The sequence below is a fragment of the Bradyrhizobium sp. Bra78 genome (assembly GCF_024519855.1).
Lineage (GTDB): Bacteria > Pseudomonadota > Alphaproteobacteria > Rhizobiales > Xanthobacteraceae > Bradyrhizobium > Bradyrhizobium japonicum_G.
On record NZ_JALJRE010000012.1, the window covers coordinates 158,359 to 172,939 of the forward strand.

The following is a 14,581-nucleotide window of genomic DNA, read 5'->3' on the forward strand; positions in this document are numbered from 1 at the left end:
CCTCCAGCGCGGCCCGTTCGTTTTTTGAGACCCCTTTGCGGAGATGCGACCATGTCGATCAAGCTTGCTGCCCCCAGCCTGTTGCTCGCGGCCCTGATCGGACCGGCCTTCGCCGCCGACCCGCTCCCGGACGCCATCGCCGCGCCCGGCGAGAGCGTCGTGCTCAGCGTCCATGCCGAGGGCGCGCAGGTCTATGAGTGCAAGGCAGCCGCCGACGGCAAGCTCGCCTGGGCCTTTCGCGAGCCGATCGCCACCCTGCTCGCCGAGGGCAAGACCATCGGCCGGCACTATGCCGGGCCGAGCTGGGAGCATGCCGACGGCAGCGCCGTGGTCGGCAAGGCCATCGGCAACGCGCCGGGTGCGACGGCCGCCGATATCCCCTGGCTGAAGCTGGAGGTCGCCTCTCGCCGCGGCAGCGGCGTGCTGACGCTGGTCACCACCGTCCAGCGCATCAACACCCATGGCGGCAAGCTCGAGGGCTCTTGCGAGAAGGCCGGCGAGTTCAAAAGCGCGCCCTATTCGGCCGAGTATGTTTTCCTGAAGAAGGGCTGAGACCGATGCTTTTCATGGTGATCGAGCGCTTCAAGGACCGCGATCCGATTCCGGTCTACCGGCGCGTCCGCGATGAAGGCGTCAAATTCCCGGAAGGCCTCAAATATCTCGGCAGCTGGATCGAGCCGAATTTCGACCGCTGCTTCCAGCTGATGGAATGCGACGACGCGCGCCTGTTGCAGCAATGGGTTTTGAACTGCCAGGGCTTTGGCATGACGTTCGAGATCGTGCCGGTGGTGCCCAGCAAGGAGACGCGCGAGGTCGTGGCGCCTTTCCTCGACGGCAAGTAACCGCCGGGACTATTCGTCTCAGCGGTCGGTGCCCTCGCGCTCGGCCTGCGCCAGCTCCGCCGCGGCGAGATCGCCGGTCTCCTCCAGCCGCGCCTTCGCCGTCTGGTGGACGTGCGCGGCGAGCGTCGGCATGCGCGCGATCAGGGCGTGAAAATCCTGGGCGTCGAGCACGAGCAGCCGGGTCTTGCGCGTCGCCGTCACCGTGCCGCTGCGCTTGGTTTTGTGCAGCAGCGCGATCTCGCCGAAAAACGTGCCGTCGGTGAGCCGCACATGCTGGCTCGGCAGCGCGATCTCGACCTCGCCGGCGGTGATGAAATACATCGACGAGGCGTCATCGCCCCGCCGCACCAGGATCTCGCCCTGCTCGATGGTGCGGGCGCGGAGCAGCCGCATGATGTCGGCGATCTCGGAGGCCGACAGATGCGAGAACAGCGGCACCCGCGCCAGCATGCCCCAGGTGACGACGAAATCGCGCCGCTTCACCTCTTCGGCGAAGGCCGTCGAGATGATCGCAACCGGCAGCGCGATCATGGCGAAGCCGCTGATGATCGTGAAAACGGAGATGAACTTCCCGAGCGCCGTCACCGGCACGACGTCGCCATAACCGACGGTGCCGAGCGTCACGATCGCCCACCACATCGCCTGCGGGATGGTGCCGAGCTTGTCCGGCTGCACGTCGCGCTCGATGGCGTAGAGCAGCGAGGCGAAGGTCAGGACCGCGCCGATCAGGATGACGATGCAGCCGATCAGCGCCCGCCGCTCGGCATGCACGGCGGCGAGCAGCGAACGCATCGCCGGCGAATAGCGGACCAGCTTGAAGAAAGGCAGCACGCCGAGCGCGGCCAGCGTCGCATGCCGGCCGGCGATAAGCACGATTCCCGCGGGCAGGAACGCCATGAGGTCGATGATGCCGAGCGACGAGAAGGCATAAGAGAGCCGGTCGGACAGCGCGGACGCCTTGCGCTGGGTGTGACCGGCAACCGTCCACAGCCGCGCTAGATATTCCAGCGCGAACACGATCACGGACAGGATAGTGATGCCTGTGAACAGCACGCCGAACTGCGCATCCAGCTCCGGCACCGAGGCGAGGATCATCGCGGCCACGTTGAGCACGATGACGCTGATGATCAGCTGGATGAAGCGCGACCCGGCCGAATAGGCCAGCGGATCGTGCTCCAGCAGTTCGTAGAGGCGATCCCTCAAATCGGGATCGCGCAAGCCACGTCCCCGCGGAACGAGGCCCATGGCTGTCTAAGCGCCCGTCATCGCTTTTTCGATCGCGCTCAGCGCCTCGGTCGCCTTGGCCCCGTCGGGGCCGCCGGCCTGGGCCATGTCGGGCCGCCCGCCGCCGCCCTTGCCGCCGAGCGCTTCGGAGGCGACGCGCACCAGGTTCACGGCGTTGAAGCGCGCGGTGAGATCCGCGGTGACGCCGACCACGACACCGGCCTTGCCGTCCTCGGTGACGCCGACGATGGCGACCACGCCGGAGCCGATCTGCTTCTTGCCGTCGTCGGCGAGGCTCTTGAGATCCTTCATCTCGATGCCCTCGACCGCGCGCGCCATCAGCTTGACGTCGCCGACCTCGCGCACGCCGGAGGCTGCGCCATTGCCGCTCGCCGCGCCGCCGCCCATCGCGAGCTTCTTGCGGGCGTCGGACAATTCGCGCTCGAGCTTCTTGCGCTCGTCCATCAGCGCGGCGATGCGCGCCGGGACGTCGTCGATCGAGGTGCGCAGCTCATTGGCCGCGGTCTTGGCCAGCGCCATGGTGTCGTTGGCATGCTTGCGTGCATAATTGCCGGTCAGCGCCTCGATGCGGCGCACGCCGGAGGCGACCGCGCTCTCGCCGGTCAGCGTGATCAGGCCGATGTCGCCGGTGCGCTTCACATGCGTGCCGCCGCAGAGCTCGACCGACCAGCCGAGCGCATTGGCACCGCGCTCGCGCGCGGTCCGGCCCATCGAGACGACGCGAACCTCGTCGCCATATTTCTCGCCGAACAGGGCGCGCGCGCCGGCCTCGCGGGCCTCGTCGACGCCCATGACGCGGGTCGTGACCTCGTCGTTCTCAAGCACCACGTTGTTGGCGATGTCCTCGACGCGGGCGAGCTCCTCCGCCGTGATCGGCTTCTGATGCACGAAGTCGAAACGCAGGCGATCCGGCGCAACCATCGAGCCGCGCTGGGCGATGTGGTCGCCGAGCACCTGGCGCAGCGCCTCATGAATGAGATGCGTCGCCGAGTGGTGCGCGCGGATCGACGAGCGCCTGCCGTGATCGACCTCGAGCTGCAGCGCGGTGCCGAGCTTCAGCTCGCCGCTCTCCAATGTGCCGATATGGACGAAGAGATCGCCGAGCTTCTTCTGCGTGTCGGTGACGCGGAACTTGATGCCGCCATCGCCCGTCAGCACGCCGGTGTCGCCGACCTGGCCGCCAGACTCCGCATAGAACGGCGTCTGGTTCAGCAGCAGCGCGCCGGTCTCGCCGGCCTTGAGGCTGCCCGTTTCCTTGCCGTCCTTGACCAGCGCGGAGACGACGCCTTCGGCGCTCTCGGTCTCGTAGCCGAGAAATTCGGTCGCACCCAGCCTCTCGCGTAGCGGGAACCAGATCGCCTCGGAGGCCGCCTCACCCGAGCCGGCCCAGGACGCGCGCGCCTTGGCCTTCTGACGCTCCATCGCGTCGGTGAAGGAAGCCTGGTCGACGCTGATGCCGCGCGACTTCAGCGCGTCCTGCGTCAGATCGAGCGGGAAGCCGTAGGTGTCGTACAGCGTGAAGGCGACGTCGCCGTCGAACATGTCGCCCTTCTTCAACGACGCGCTCTTCTCGTCGAGGATGGCAAGGCCGCGGGTCAGCGTCTTGCGGAAGCGGGTCTCTTCCAGCCGCAGCGTTTCCTCGATCAGGTTTTCCGCGCGCATCAGATCGGGATAGGCCTGGCCCATCTCGCGCACCAGCGCCCAGACCAGGCGATGCATCAGCGGCTCCTTGGCGCCGAGCAGCTGCGCATGGCGCATCGCCCGGCGCATGATCCGGCGCAGCACGTAGCCGCGGCCCTCGTTCGAGGGCAGCACGCCGTCGGCGACCAGGAAGGCGGAGGAGCGCAGGTGGTCGGCGATGACGCGGAACGAGGCCACGGTCTGCTCGTTCGGCCCGCTGCCGAGCGCGGACGATGTCGCGTCGATCAAATGACGGAACAGGTCGGTCTCGAACACGCTGTCGACGCCCTGCATGATGCAGGCCATGCGCTCCAGCCCCATGCCGGTGTCGATCGAGGGACGCGGCAGCGCCACGCGCTCCTCCTTCGTCACCTGCTCGTACTGCATGAACACCAGATTCCAGAATTCGAGGAAGCGGTCGCCGTCCTCCTCGGGACTGCCCGGCGGTCCGCCCCAGATGTGCTCGCCGCGATCGATGAAGATCTCCGAGCACGGGCCGCACGGCCCGGTGTCGCCCATCGCCCAGAAATTGTCCGAGGTCGGGATGCGGATGATGCGGTCGTCGGAGAAGCCGGCGATCTTCTTCCACAGGCCCGCCGCCTCGTCGTCGGTGTGGTAGACGGTGACGAGCAGCTTGTCCTTCTTGAGCCCGAACTCGGACGTGATCAGCTTCCATGCCAGCTCGATCGCGCGCTCCTTGAAATAGTCGCCGAACGAAAAATTGCCGAGCATCTCGAAGAAGGTGAGATGGCGCGCGGTGTAGCCGACATTGTCGAGGTCGTTGTGCTTGCCGCCGGCGCGCACGCATTTCTGCGACGTGGTGGCGCGCTGATAGGGCCGCTTCTCGACGCCGGTGAAGACGTTCTTGAACTGCACCATGCCGGCATTGGTGAACATCAACGTCGGATCGTTGCGCGGCACCAATGGCGAGGACGACACGATTTCGTGGCCGTTCTCGGCAAAGAAGTTCAGAAAGGTCGACCTGATCTCGTTGACGCCGCTCATGTTCATCCAATCGGGTGTGCTTGGACCCGCCATACGCCATCCAAACCGCAAGTTTGGGCTGATATCTGCGGGCCAAAGCGCTTTTAGACAAGGCCAGCTTCGCTGTCCAGAAACTGTGCAACCGGATCAGTGGGTTGCCGCAGGCGCGCAATCCCCGTTGCAATCCCGTTGCAATCCCGTTGAAAGCCGCCGATGCCGCGTTGACAGGCTTGGCCGCCCTGTGGTCTGTACCCATCTGTATCGTACGGCCACGTCGGGAGAGACCGGCTTTAGGCAGCCGGCGCCGAAGGAGCAACCGCCCCGGAAACTCTCAGGCAAAAGGACCGCGTGGCTTTGACGACATCTGGAAAGAGGCGCCGACGGGCGATGACCTTCTAAAGGTCGACCCGGACAGCGTCCGCCGACGGGATAATACTCTCAGGCACAGCGACAGATGGGGCTTCGACTGGTGTCCACGGGAAATCGTTCCCGGGGAACCGCCGAGGGCCCCGTAATGCTTGCGCGTGACGACAAAGAATCCCTGAAACGCACCCCCCTTTACGATCTTCACGTGTCGCTCGGCGGCAAGATGGTGCCGTTCGCGGGCTATGACATGCCCGTGCAGTACCCCGCGGGCGTGCTGAAGGAACACCTCCATACCCGCAGCCAAGCCGGCCTGTTCGACGTCTCCCATATGGGACAGCTCGCGCTACGGCCGAAATCCGGCAGGGTCGAGGACGCCGCCCGCGCGCTGGAACGGCTGGTGCCGCAGGACATCGTGGCGATCGCGCCGGGGCGTCAGCGCTATGCCCAGTTCACCAATGCGGACGGCGGCCTGCTGGACGATTTGATGGTCGCCAATTTCGGCGATCATCTGTTCCTGGTCGTCAACGCCGCCTGCAAGGAGCAGGACGAGGCGCATCTGCGCGCGAATCTCTCCGGCGACTGCGTCATCGAGCAGCTGGCGGACCGCGCGCTGATCGCGTTGCAGGGTCCGAAGGCGGAATCGGCACTGGCGAAATTGTGTGCAGAGGCGCCGTCCATGAAATTCATGGATGCCGGCCCGCACAAGGTCGCCGGCCTCGACTGTTTCGTCTCGCGCTCCGGCTACACCGGCGAGGACGGGTTCGAGATTTCGGTCCCCGCAGGCGACGCCGAGCGCCTCGCCAGGACGCTGCTGGACAACGCGGATGTGCTGCCGATCGGCTTGGGGGCCCGCGACAGCCTGCGTCTCGAGGCAGGCCTCTGTCTCTACGGCCACGACATCGACACCACGACCACGCCGGTCGAAGCCGCGCTGGAATGGTCGGTGCAGAAGAGCCGCCGCAGCGGCGGCGCGCGCGCCGGCGGCTTTCCCGGTGCCGACAAGATCCTCGCTCATTTCGACAACGGCGCAAGCCGCCGCCGCGTCGGGCTGCGCACCGAGGGCCGCGCGCCGGTGCGCGAGGGCGCGCTGCTGTTTGCGGATGCGGCCTCCAGCGAGCCGATCGGAAAGGTCACCTCCGGCGGCTTCGGCCCGAGCCTGAATGCACCGGTCGCGATGGGCTATGTGCCGACGAGCCTGAGCGCGCTCGATACGAAACTGTTCGCCGAGGTGCGCGGCCAGCGGCTGCCGCTCACCGTCGCCGCCATGCCTTTCGTGAAAAACACCTACAAACGCTGAGGACAAGACAATGACCACGACGCTGTACACCTCCGACCACGAATGGCTCGCGATCGACGGCGACGTCGCCACCGTCGGGATCACCGACTACGCGCAGTCGCAGCTCGGCGACGTCGTGTTCGTCGAGCTGCCCAAGATCGGCCGCACCCTGAAGAAGACCGAAGCCGCCGCCGTCGTGGAATCGGTGAAGGCCGCCTCCGACGTCTACGCGCCAATCTCGGGCGAGGTGCTCGAGACCAACGCCGAGCTCGCGGGCGAGCCGGCGCTGATCAATTCGGATGCTCAGGGCAAGGCCTGGTTCTTCAAGATCAGGATCGCCGACAAGAGCGAGCTCGGCGGCCTCATGGATGAAGCCGCCTACAAGGCACACACGGCTTAAAGAGCGATGGAGCAAGCGATGACCGCGCACCGCAAATCCAACGGCGACGCCGCCGCCACCTTCGTTCGGCGCCACATCGGCCCCTCCGCGCGCGATGTCGCCGCGATGCTGGAGACCGTCGGCGCCAGGACCCTCGACGCGCTGATGGCGGAGACGCTGCCGGCCTCGATCCGGCAGGCCGCGCCGCTCGATCTCGGCAAGCCGCTCAGCGAGACCGAGGCGATCGCGCATATGGGCGAGCTCGCAAGCCAGAACCAGGTCTTCACCTCGCTGATCGGCCAAGGCTATTCCGGCACGATCCTGCCCGCGGTGATCCAGCGCAACATCCTCGAGAACCCGGCCTGGTACACGGCCTACACGCCCTACCAGCCCGAGATCAGCCAGGGCCGGCTGGAGGCGCTGCTCAACTTCCAGACCATGATCTGCGACCTCACCGGGCTCGACGTCGCCAACGCCTCGCTGCTGGATGAGGCGACCGCAGCGGCCGAAGCCATGGCGCTGGCGGAGCGGCACTCGAAGGTCGAGGCAAAGGCCTTCTTCGTCGACAAGGACGTGCATCCGCAGACGCTGGCTGTGATGCGCACCCGCGCGGAGCCCTTGGGCTGGACCCTGGTCGTCGGCGATCCCCTCGCCGATCTCGACAAGGCCGACGTGCTCGGCGCGCTGCTGCAATATCCGGGCTCATCGGGCGCCGTGCGCGACCTCAGGCCCGCGATCGCGGCACTGAAGGCCAAGGGCGCGCTCGCGATCGTTGCCGCCGATCTGCTGGCGCTGACGCTGCTCGCCTCGCCCGGCGAGCTCGGCGCCGACATCGCGATCGGTTCGGCCCAGCGCTTCGGCGTGCCGATGGGTTATGGCGGGCCGCACGCGGCCTACATGGCGGTGCGCGATGCGCTGAAGCGCTCGCTGCCCGGCCGCATCGTCGGCCTCTCCGTCGATTCGCGCGGGATGCCCGCCTATCGCCTCGCGCTGCAGACCCGCGAGCAGCACATCCGCCGCGAGAAGGCGACCTCCAACATCTGCACCGCGCAGGTGCTGCTCGCCGTGATCGCCTCGATGTACGCGGTCTATCACGGCCCCGAGGGCCTGACCCACATTGCGCGAAACGTGCATCGCCGCGCCGCCGTGCTCGCTGCCGGCCTGCGCAAGCTCGGCTTCGCGCCGAGTTGCGACAGCTTCTTCGACACGCTCAGCGTGGATGCCGGCACGAGGCGTGCCGAGATCGTCGCGCGCGCTGCCTCAGAGAAGGTCAATCTCGGCGTCGGCGAAACCGCATTGCGGATCGCGCTCGACGAGACCACCACGCCTGCGACGGTGGAAGCGGTCTGGCGCGCGTTCGGCGGCACGCTTGCTTACGCCGAGTTAGATGCGACCACGCGCGAGGCGCTGCCGGAGGCGCTGAAGCGCACGACCTCCTTCCTCACCCATCCGGTGTTCCACGCGCATCGCTCGGAGACCGAGATGCTGCGCTACATGCGCAAGCTCAGCGACCGTGACCTCGCACTCGACCGCGCGATGATCCCGCTCGGCTCCTGCACGATGAAGCTGAACGCGACCACCGAGATGATGCCGCTGACCTGGCCGGAATTTTCCAGCCTGCACCCGTTCGCCCCGCGCGAGCAGGCACGCGGCTACCACGCGCTGTTCGCGCGGCTGGAAAAATGGCTGTGCGACATCACCGGCTATGACGCGATCTCGCTGCAGCCGAATTCGGGCGCGCAGGGCGAGTATGCCGGCCTGCTTGCCATCCGCGGCTATCACGCGGCGCGTGGGCAGAGCCATCGCAAGATCTGCCTGATCCCCTCCTCCGCCCACGGCACCAACCCGGCCTCGGCCGCGATGGTCGGCATGGACGTGGTGGTGGTCGCCTGCGAGAAGAACGGCGACGTCGACGTCAATGATCTCCGCGCCAAGGCGGAGAAGCATTCGAACGACCTCGCCGCTGTGATGATCACCTATCCCTCGACCCATGGCGTGTTCGAGGAGCACATAAGCGAGATCTGCGAGATCGTGCATGGCCACGGCGGCCAGGTGTATCTGGACGGCGCCAATCTCAACGCGCAGGTCGGCCTGAGCAGGCCCGGCGATTACGGCGCCGACGTCAGCCACCTCAACCTGCACAAGACGTTCTGCATCCCGCATGGCGGCGGCGGCCCCGGCATGGGCCCGATCGGCGTCAAGGCACACCTCGCGCCTTTCCTGCCCGGCCATCCGGCGACGCAAGCGGACGCTCCGGTCGGTCCGGTCTCGGCTGCACCGTTCGGCTCGGCTTCGATCCTGACCATCTCCTACATCTACATTCTGATGATGGGCGGCGACGGCTTGAAGCGCGCCACCGAGATCGCGATCCTCAACGCCAACTACATCGCGGCGCGCCTCGATGCGCACTTCCCGGTGCTCTACAAGAACGCCAAGGGCCGCGTCGCACATGAGTGCATCGTCGACCCGCGCGCGCTGAAGAACACGAGTGGCGTCACCGTGGACGACATCGCAAAACGCCTGATCGACTACGGCTTCCACGCGCCCACCATGAGCTTTCCGGTGCCGGGCACGCTGATGATCGAGCCGACCGAATCGGAATCGAAGGCGGAGCTGGATCGCTTCTGCGACGCGATGATCGCGATCCGGAAGGAGATCGCCGAGGTCGAGGCGGGCCGCTTCAAGATCGAGGCCTCGCCGCTGCGCCACGCGCCGCACACCGTGCACGACATCGCCGACGATGCGTGGAATCGCGCCTACACCCGCGCCGAGGGCTGCTTCCCCGCGGGCAGCTCGCGCACCGACAAATATTGGTCGCCGGTCGGCCGCGTCGACAACGTCTATGGCGACCGCAACCTGGTGTGTTCGTGCCCGCCGGTGAGCGATTACGCGGAAGCTGCGGAGTAAGGGATCGTAGGGTGGGTTAGCGCAGCGTAACCCACCACTTCAGCTTCAACGGAGACGAACAGTGGTGGATTACGCCTTCGGCTAATCCACCCTACAATCTAGCCGTCCGGCCAACGCATCAGACTTCCCGATCGTGCCGCAAGGCTCTGGCAATGGGTGCTCGCGACGGTGAGCGCCCAGGCTTGGGATTTATCGATGTTGCCCTGCAGATCAGCGAGCGCGCGCGCCTGCCAGTGTGCCCTTTCGCGTCCGAGCGGCAAGGCTTCAGTCTCCGAAACAATTCCCACAAAGGGCAAGATATCGGGATCATCTTCGAGGCGAGCCTTGAAGCTGTGCCTTGCAATTGCCCTGGCACCTTCCACCGGGGACACGCTTCCGGAAAGTATGCCTTTCGCCATCTCAATAATGATCTGGCGAGCAGCAATGACCTCGGATTGATTCCAACTCACGGCGATCCAGGGCTCACTAACTGATCCGGGTATCTCTTGTATCATAAAACGAAACGGGCCCCGAAGACGTCGGCAACTCAACGTCCTCAGCGCCCGCTCCTCGCGAAAAACTCTTCGCGTTAAAGCTTACTCGTCCGCCGGCTCGTCGCCGTCGGCGTCACGCTCGGGGGTGCCGGCCAGAATCTGCTCGGCGATCAGGCCGGAGTTCTGGCGGATCGAGGTCTCGATCTTGGCGGTGATGTCGGGGTTGGCCTTCAGGAACGCCTTGGAGTTCTCGCGGCCCTGGCCGAGACGCTGGCTGTCATAGGAGAACCAGGCGCCGGATTTCTCGACGATGCCGGCCTTGACGCCGAGATCGAGGATCTCGCCCATCTTGGAGACGCCCTCGCCGTACATGATGTCGAATTCGACCTGCTTGAACGGCGGCGCCAGCTTGTTCTTCACCACCTTGACGCGCGTGGTGTTGCCGACCACCTCGTCGCGCTCCTTGATCGCGCCGATGCGGCGGATGTCGAGGCGGACGGAGGCATAGAACTTCAGCGCGTTGCCGCCGGTCGTGGTCTCGGGCGAGCCGTACATCACACCGATCTTCATGCGGATCTGGTTGATGAAGATCACCATGGTGTTGGACTTGTTGATCGAGGCCGTCAGCTTGCGCAGCGCCTGGCTCATCAACCGCGCTTGAAGACCCGGCAGCGCATCGCCCATCTCGCCCTCGAGCTCGGCCTTCGGCACCAGCGCCGCGACCGAATCGACCACCAGAACGTCCACCGCACCCGAGCGCACCAGCGTGTCGCAGATTTCCAGCGCCTGTTCGCCCGTGTCGGGCTGCGAGATCAGAAGCTCGTCGATGTTGACCCCGAGCTTGCGGGCATAGACCGGGTCGAGCGCGTGCTCGGCGTCGATGAAGGCGCAGATGCCGCCCTTCTTCTGCGCTTCCGCCACCGTGTGCAGCGCCAGCGTGGTCTTGCCCGAGGATTCCGGCCCGTAGATTTCCACGACGCGCCCCTTCGGCAGGCCGCCGATCCCGAGCGCGATATCAAGTCCGAGCGAGCCCGAGGAGACCGCCTCGACGTCCATCGAGCGGTCGTTCTTGCCGAGCTTCATCACCGAGCCCTTGCCGAACTGCCGCTCGATCTGGGAGAGCGCGGCGGCCAGAGCTTTACTCTTGTCCATGGAGGATCCTTCGACGATACGCAGGGCAGTGGTGGACATTGGGTCGTGCTCCTTATGGCGAGGATTCGCGTGAGGGACAAAACAATTGGCGCGGCGGCTCGTCGATAAAGGCAATGTACCCCATTTGTTCTAAGTTCGCAATATGTTCTTTTGTGAATCTGGGCGCTGGCCTGTTTTAACCCCTAGTGGCCTAGGTTGATTTTCGCAGTGGCCTGTTTTGAGTTCGGCAGACCATTGAGCTAGGTCAAGGAATTTGGTCCCATAGAACAAAAGGCGCATGCCGTTGAACGCCTGTACTGTTAGACCTATAATTGCCTCAGAGGATTTGTGGGCGTCCTCATGGGTATACTCAAACAGAAGCCGGAAGACCTGAGCGCTCCGATTTGCGGGGAGTGCGGCAAGGAGATGGCGTGGATCATCTCGGTGCTGGAACCGGCAGAACGGATTATCGCGAATAGATTCACATGCCAGAACTGCGGCAGTCGAATCGAAACAAAAACGCCTGCCAAGCCAGCGCAAGAATAGGGCCGCCTCTTTCATTTCATCGCTGATACGGCCAGTCTGAAACGAAATCGTCGGAACAATACCTACACCCAAAAGTTGTAGTTACTCAGGCAACACACCTTGCCGGAGGATCAATGTATGGATTCCGAGAAAGATCGCCCCTCGTGCCGGGACCAATTTAATCGGTCCAACCCCCAGCCAAAGGGTGACGACTGGGTAGAGACGTTTATCGCCCGCCTGCGTGCGTTGTTAGATCGTATGAACGGTAAGAAGTAAGGCCGCCTCAGTGGGCGGCCTCTTTCTTATTCCAGCGCGGCATCAAGCCCGGCTTTCCCGGGCTCTTGTTGGGGCTTCTTATCGTCCTTCTTCTCGTCGTCTTTCACCTTGAAGCTTCGGCCGGGGTACCATTCTTTAAGGCCCCAAGTTCCGCGCCCAACTCGCACCACGTCGCCGACTTCAGCCATACGCCGAGTGAGGACAGAGCCGATCGTATTAGCTGGCTCTTTCGAGTTCATGTGAAGGCCGCCAGCCTTAAACAAGGCCGCCAAGTCGGGATTTTTTAGTGGGGTTCGCTTGGCTGCAAGCAAAGCCTTAGTTGCTTCCACGATGGACATGCCGAGAAGCGCCCCCGCGTGGTCCAGAGAGCCATTCCCGGGTTTAGAGGGCCCGCTAGCTGCCGCACTGGCACCGCCGCTCGGCCCGCCTCCTAGCCCACCGCCACGGAAGGCTTCAATGGCAGCAATGGCTTGCGCGATCTGATCGCGCTTCGCGTACAGATCAGCCAAGACCGTCTCGTAAGGGTCGATACCCTTTGATTCGTCAGTCATTTGTTGCTCCCAACGCACCTGTGTGCTATAGGGCTAAAAGTGCCGTTGCGAAGCGGCACGAAGCAAAGACGCCCTTGTGGGCGGGTCATAAGGGGTCACGACCCCCACTCGCTTGTTGGACCGTCATCTTCTTCGCAACCTCCTCTGCTCTTGACCGGGTGAGGACATAGGGCGCGCTAGGACCGTGAATCCTGCGCGCCCTTTTTATTGCATTTTCCAGATTCACAATCAAGCAGAAAAGTTTGGATACCCACACGCCACGCTTGGGCCCGGTGCACCGCCCCTATGCGACGCCCCTGTGTGAATCACACAAATAGAAAAACCACTCAGAAATCCAAACATTGATTGACTTGTTTGGATTCTGCACCTACAAACAAAAAGAGGCCGCACCGTTCGCGCGGTGCGGCCTCTGATTAGGTGCCCTGTAGTCTAACGTAGGACGCTCGCTGTTACACGCGGAGAGGTCCGGGTTCTAATCCCGGCAGGGCAGCCGAGAATTAGCGGGACCGACGGCGCTGGAACGCTGCCGATCCCTAGCCATCAAACCCGAGATTGCGCCCCGGGCCGGACGACCAAATCAGGATATACGCTCTGGAAGGCGTATTTTCTAGTGTCCGCCGGGGCAATCCAAAACGAGGATTGCGCCCTCATGAACGTCCTAGCCCGCGACAAGCAGATTGAAGTCATTGCCGCCCTTTGCGAAGGCGTCGGCATCCGCACGGCTTCCCGCCTTACCGGCGTCAACCGTGGCACCGTCGCCAACCTGGCCCTGCGTGTCGGAATTGGCTGCATGGAATTGCACGACCGCATCATGGTCGGCGTGCGTACCGAGCGCCTTGAGCTGGACGAACTGTGGAGCTTCGTCGGCAAGAAGCAAAAGAACGTCAAGCGTCACGAGATCAACGCCAAGGGCGATCAGTACGTTTTCATCGGCATGGCCGGGACGCAGAAGGCAATCATTAGCTGGGGCGTCGGCAAGCGGAATGCAGAAAGCACCATGGACTTCCTGCACGACCTCCGCAGCCGAGTTATCGGCCAGCCGGAGATTTCAACCGATGGCTTCCACCCCTACCGCGTAGCGATCCGCGACGCCTTCGGGCCGAACGCATCACATGGCGTGATCGTAAAGACCTACAGCGTAACGCATCTTGTAAAGGAAGCTCAGGGCCGCTACTCGCCCGCCGCCGTAGTAGCTGTAAGCCGTGACGTAGTATCGGGCGATCCCGAGCAGTACGTTTCGACCAGCTACGTTGAGCGCCAGAACCTTTCGCTGCGCATGGCGTCGCGTCGGTTCACCCGATTGACCAACGGCTTTAGCAAGAAGCTGGACAACCACGTTGCAGCCGTCGCGCTGTATGTGGCGCATTACAATCTGTGCCGCACTCACGAGGCCCTGCGCACGACGCCAGCGAAGGCGCTGGGGCTGGCGGGAAAGGCTTGGACGATTGCACAGCTTGTGGACGCCGCGCTTGCTGTGGCGCCTGCGCTGCCCACTGAGACCCCGCCGGACCGACGCCGGAAGTTCACGGTAATTCAGGGTGGAAAAAACTGAGCAAAGCGCGAATCATCCCGATTCGATTCGAAGACGCCAAAGAAATAGCGGGCAAAGGCCACAAAACCTCTTGCCCCCTATCTAGGGGAAATATGCACAACCAACTACTATCTGTAGAAATCTCTGTGCAACGACTTGTATTACAACCCTTTTGCAGGCCAATAGCTGATGCTATGGAGCCACATTCCGTAGGCCGATTTTCGCTTGTCAACAGCATTTTCATTGACACTACGGGAAAAAAACGACCAAATACCCCCGTTAAGGTCCTGTTAACCTTCCAGACTCATAACTAGCTAATTGTCAAGCGTTGACAATCGACTTTCGTTATGGGTAGCGCCAGGCTAGGAACGGGCCCCGAGCGTTCGCGTTGAGCCGCATCATATTGCTAGGAACT

General features: G+C 63.9%; 11 protein-coding genes, 1 tRNA gene and 1 riboswitch. Of the genes, 7 read left to right on the plus strand and 5 right to left on the minus strand.

Annotated elements, in window-relative coordinates; genetic code table 11:
* Positions 1-51 precede the first annotated feature (51 nt).
* Entirely contained in the window at positions 52-552 is a 501-nt protein-coding gene (locus OC450_RS25450) for a DUF3455 domain-containing protein (protein WP_262048873.1), read from the plus strand.
* A gap of 5 nt (positions 553-557) precedes the next feature.
* Positions 558-842 carry a DUF3303 domain-containing protein gene (locus OC450_RS25455; RefSeq protein WP_262048874.1) on the plus strand — a complete coding sequence of 95 codons (285 nt, stop codon included), beginning with the start codon at positions 558-560 and terminating at the stop codon, positions 840-842.
* An 18-nt stretch (positions 843-860) separates the two neighbouring features.
* Here the strand turns inward: OC450_RS25455 and OC450_RS25460 are convergent, their stop codons facing one another.
* Positions 861-2,087, minus strand: a complete 1,227-nt coding sequence (locus OC450_RS25460) for a cyclic nucleotide-gated ion channel (RefSeq protein ID WP_262048875.1) — start codon at positions 2,085-2,087, stop codon at positions 861-863.
* Between the two features lie 6 nt (positions 2,088-2,093).
* Positions 2,094-4,772, minus strand: a complete 2,679-nt coding sequence (gene alaS / locus OC450_RS25465; RefSeq protein ID WP_211385265.1) for an alanine--tRNA ligase — start codon at positions 4,770-4,772, stop codon at positions 2,094-2,096.
* Positions 4,773-5,016: 244 nt separating this feature from the next.
* Positions 5,017-5,107, plus strand: a riboswitch (glycine riboswitch).
* Between the two features lie 158 nt (positions 5,108-5,265).
* Between alaS and gcvT the strand changes: the two genes are divergently transcribed.
* Genes gcvT through gcvP form a run of 3 tightly spaced genes read left to right on the plus strand, consistent with a single transcriptional unit; the run spans position 5,266 to position 9,679 of the window.
* Positions 5,266-6,414, plus strand: coding sequence for a glycine cleavage system aminomethyltransferase GcvT (gene gcvT, locus OC450_RS25470; protein WP_262048876.1), 1,149 nt, complete (start codon positions 5,266-5,268; stop codon positions 6,412-6,414).
* Between the two features lie 10 nt (positions 6,415-6,424).
* Entirely contained in the window at positions 6,425-6,793 is a 369-nt protein-coding gene (gene gcvH, locus OC450_RS25475; RefSeq protein WP_211385267.1) for a glycine cleavage system protein GcvH, read from the plus strand.
* Between the two features lie 18 nt (positions 6,794-6,811).
* On the plus strand, positions 6,812-9,679 hold the full coding sequence (gcvP, locus tag OC450_RS25480; protein ID WP_262048877.1) for an aminomethyl-transferring glycine dehydrogenase: 2,868 nt from the start codon (positions 6,812-6,814) through the stop codon (positions 9,677-9,679).
* A gap of 98 nt (positions 9,680-9,777) precedes the next feature.
* Here the strand turns inward: gcvP and OC450_RS25485 are convergent, their stop codons facing one another.
* The 3 genes from OC450_RS25485 to OC450_RS25495 all read right to left on the minus strand — a co-directional run bounded on the left by OC450_RS25485 (position 9,778) and on the right by OC450_RS25495 (position 12,635).
* A complete protein-coding gene (locus OC450_RS25485) occupies positions 9,778-10,128 on the minus strand; it encodes a hypothetical protein (protein WP_262048878.1) in 351 nt (116 codons plus the stop codon).
* A gap of 126 nt (positions 10,129-10,254) precedes the next feature.
* Positions 10,255-11,343 carry a recombinase RecA gene (gene recA / locus OC450_RS25490; protein ID WP_211385270.1) on the minus strand — a complete coding sequence of 363 codons (1,089 nt, stop codon included), beginning with the start codon at positions 11,341-11,343 and terminating at the stop codon, positions 10,255-10,257.
* A gap of 767 nt (positions 11,344-12,110) precedes the next feature.
* Positions 12,111-12,635, minus strand: coding sequence for a winged helix-turn-helix domain-containing protein (locus OC450_RS25495; RefSeq protein ID WP_262048879.1), 525 nt, complete (start codon positions 12,633-12,635; stop codon positions 12,111-12,113).
* Between the two features lie 418 nt (positions 12,636-13,053).
* Between OC450_RS25495 and OC450_RS25500 the strand changes: the two genes are divergently transcribed.
* Both OC450_RS25500 and OC450_RS25505 read left to right on the plus strand, forming a co-directional pair.
* A tRNA-OTHER gene (locus OC450_RS25500) sits at positions 13,054-13,125 on the plus strand.
* A 159-nt stretch (positions 13,126-13,284) separates the two neighbouring features.
* Positions 13,285-14,187, plus strand: coding sequence for a transposase (locus OC450_RS25505; RefSeq protein ID WP_262048880.1), 903 nt, complete (start codon positions 13,285-13,287; stop codon positions 14,185-14,187).
* Positions 14,188-14,581: the final 394 nt, after the last annotated feature.

Coding starts and splice junctions, on each gene's coding strand:
- OC450_RS25460 (WP_262048875.1), bottom strand. CDS start 2,087: ATGGGCCTCGTTCCGCGGGGACGTGGCTTGCGCGATCCCGATTTGAGG.
- OC450_RS25505 (WP_262048880.1), top strand. CDS start 13,285: ATGAACGTCCTAGCCCGCGACAAGCAGATTGAAGTCATTGCCGCCCTT.
- OC450_RS25495 (WP_262048879.1), bottom strand. CDS start 12,635: ATGACTGACGAATCAAAGGGTATCGACCCTTACGAGACGGTCTTGGCT.
- OC450_RS25455 (WP_262048874.1), top strand. CDS start 558: ATGCTTTTCATGGTGATCGAGCGCTTCAAGGACCGCGATCCGATTCCG.
- recA (WP_211385270.1), bottom strand. CDS start 11,343: ATGTCCACCACTGCCCTGCGTATCGTCGAAGGATCCTCCATGGACAAG.
- gcvP (WP_262048877.1), top strand. CDS start 6,812: ATGACCGCGCACCGCAAATCCAACGGCGACGCCGCCGCCACCTTCGTT.
- gcvT (WP_262048876.1), top strand. CDS start 5,266: ATGCTTGCGCGTGACGACAAAGAATCCCTGAAACGCACCCCCCTTTAC.
- OC450_RS25450 (WP_262048873.1), top strand. CDS start 52: ATGTCGATCAAGCTTGCTGCCCCCAGCCTGTTGCTCGCGGCCCTGATC.
- alaS (WP_211385265.1), bottom strand. CDS start 4,772: ATGAGCGGCGTCAACGAGATCAGGTCGACCTTTCTGAACTTCTTTGCC.
- gcvH (WP_211385267.1), top strand. CDS start 6,425: ATGACCACGACGCTGTACACCTCCGACCACGAATGGCTCGCGATCGAC.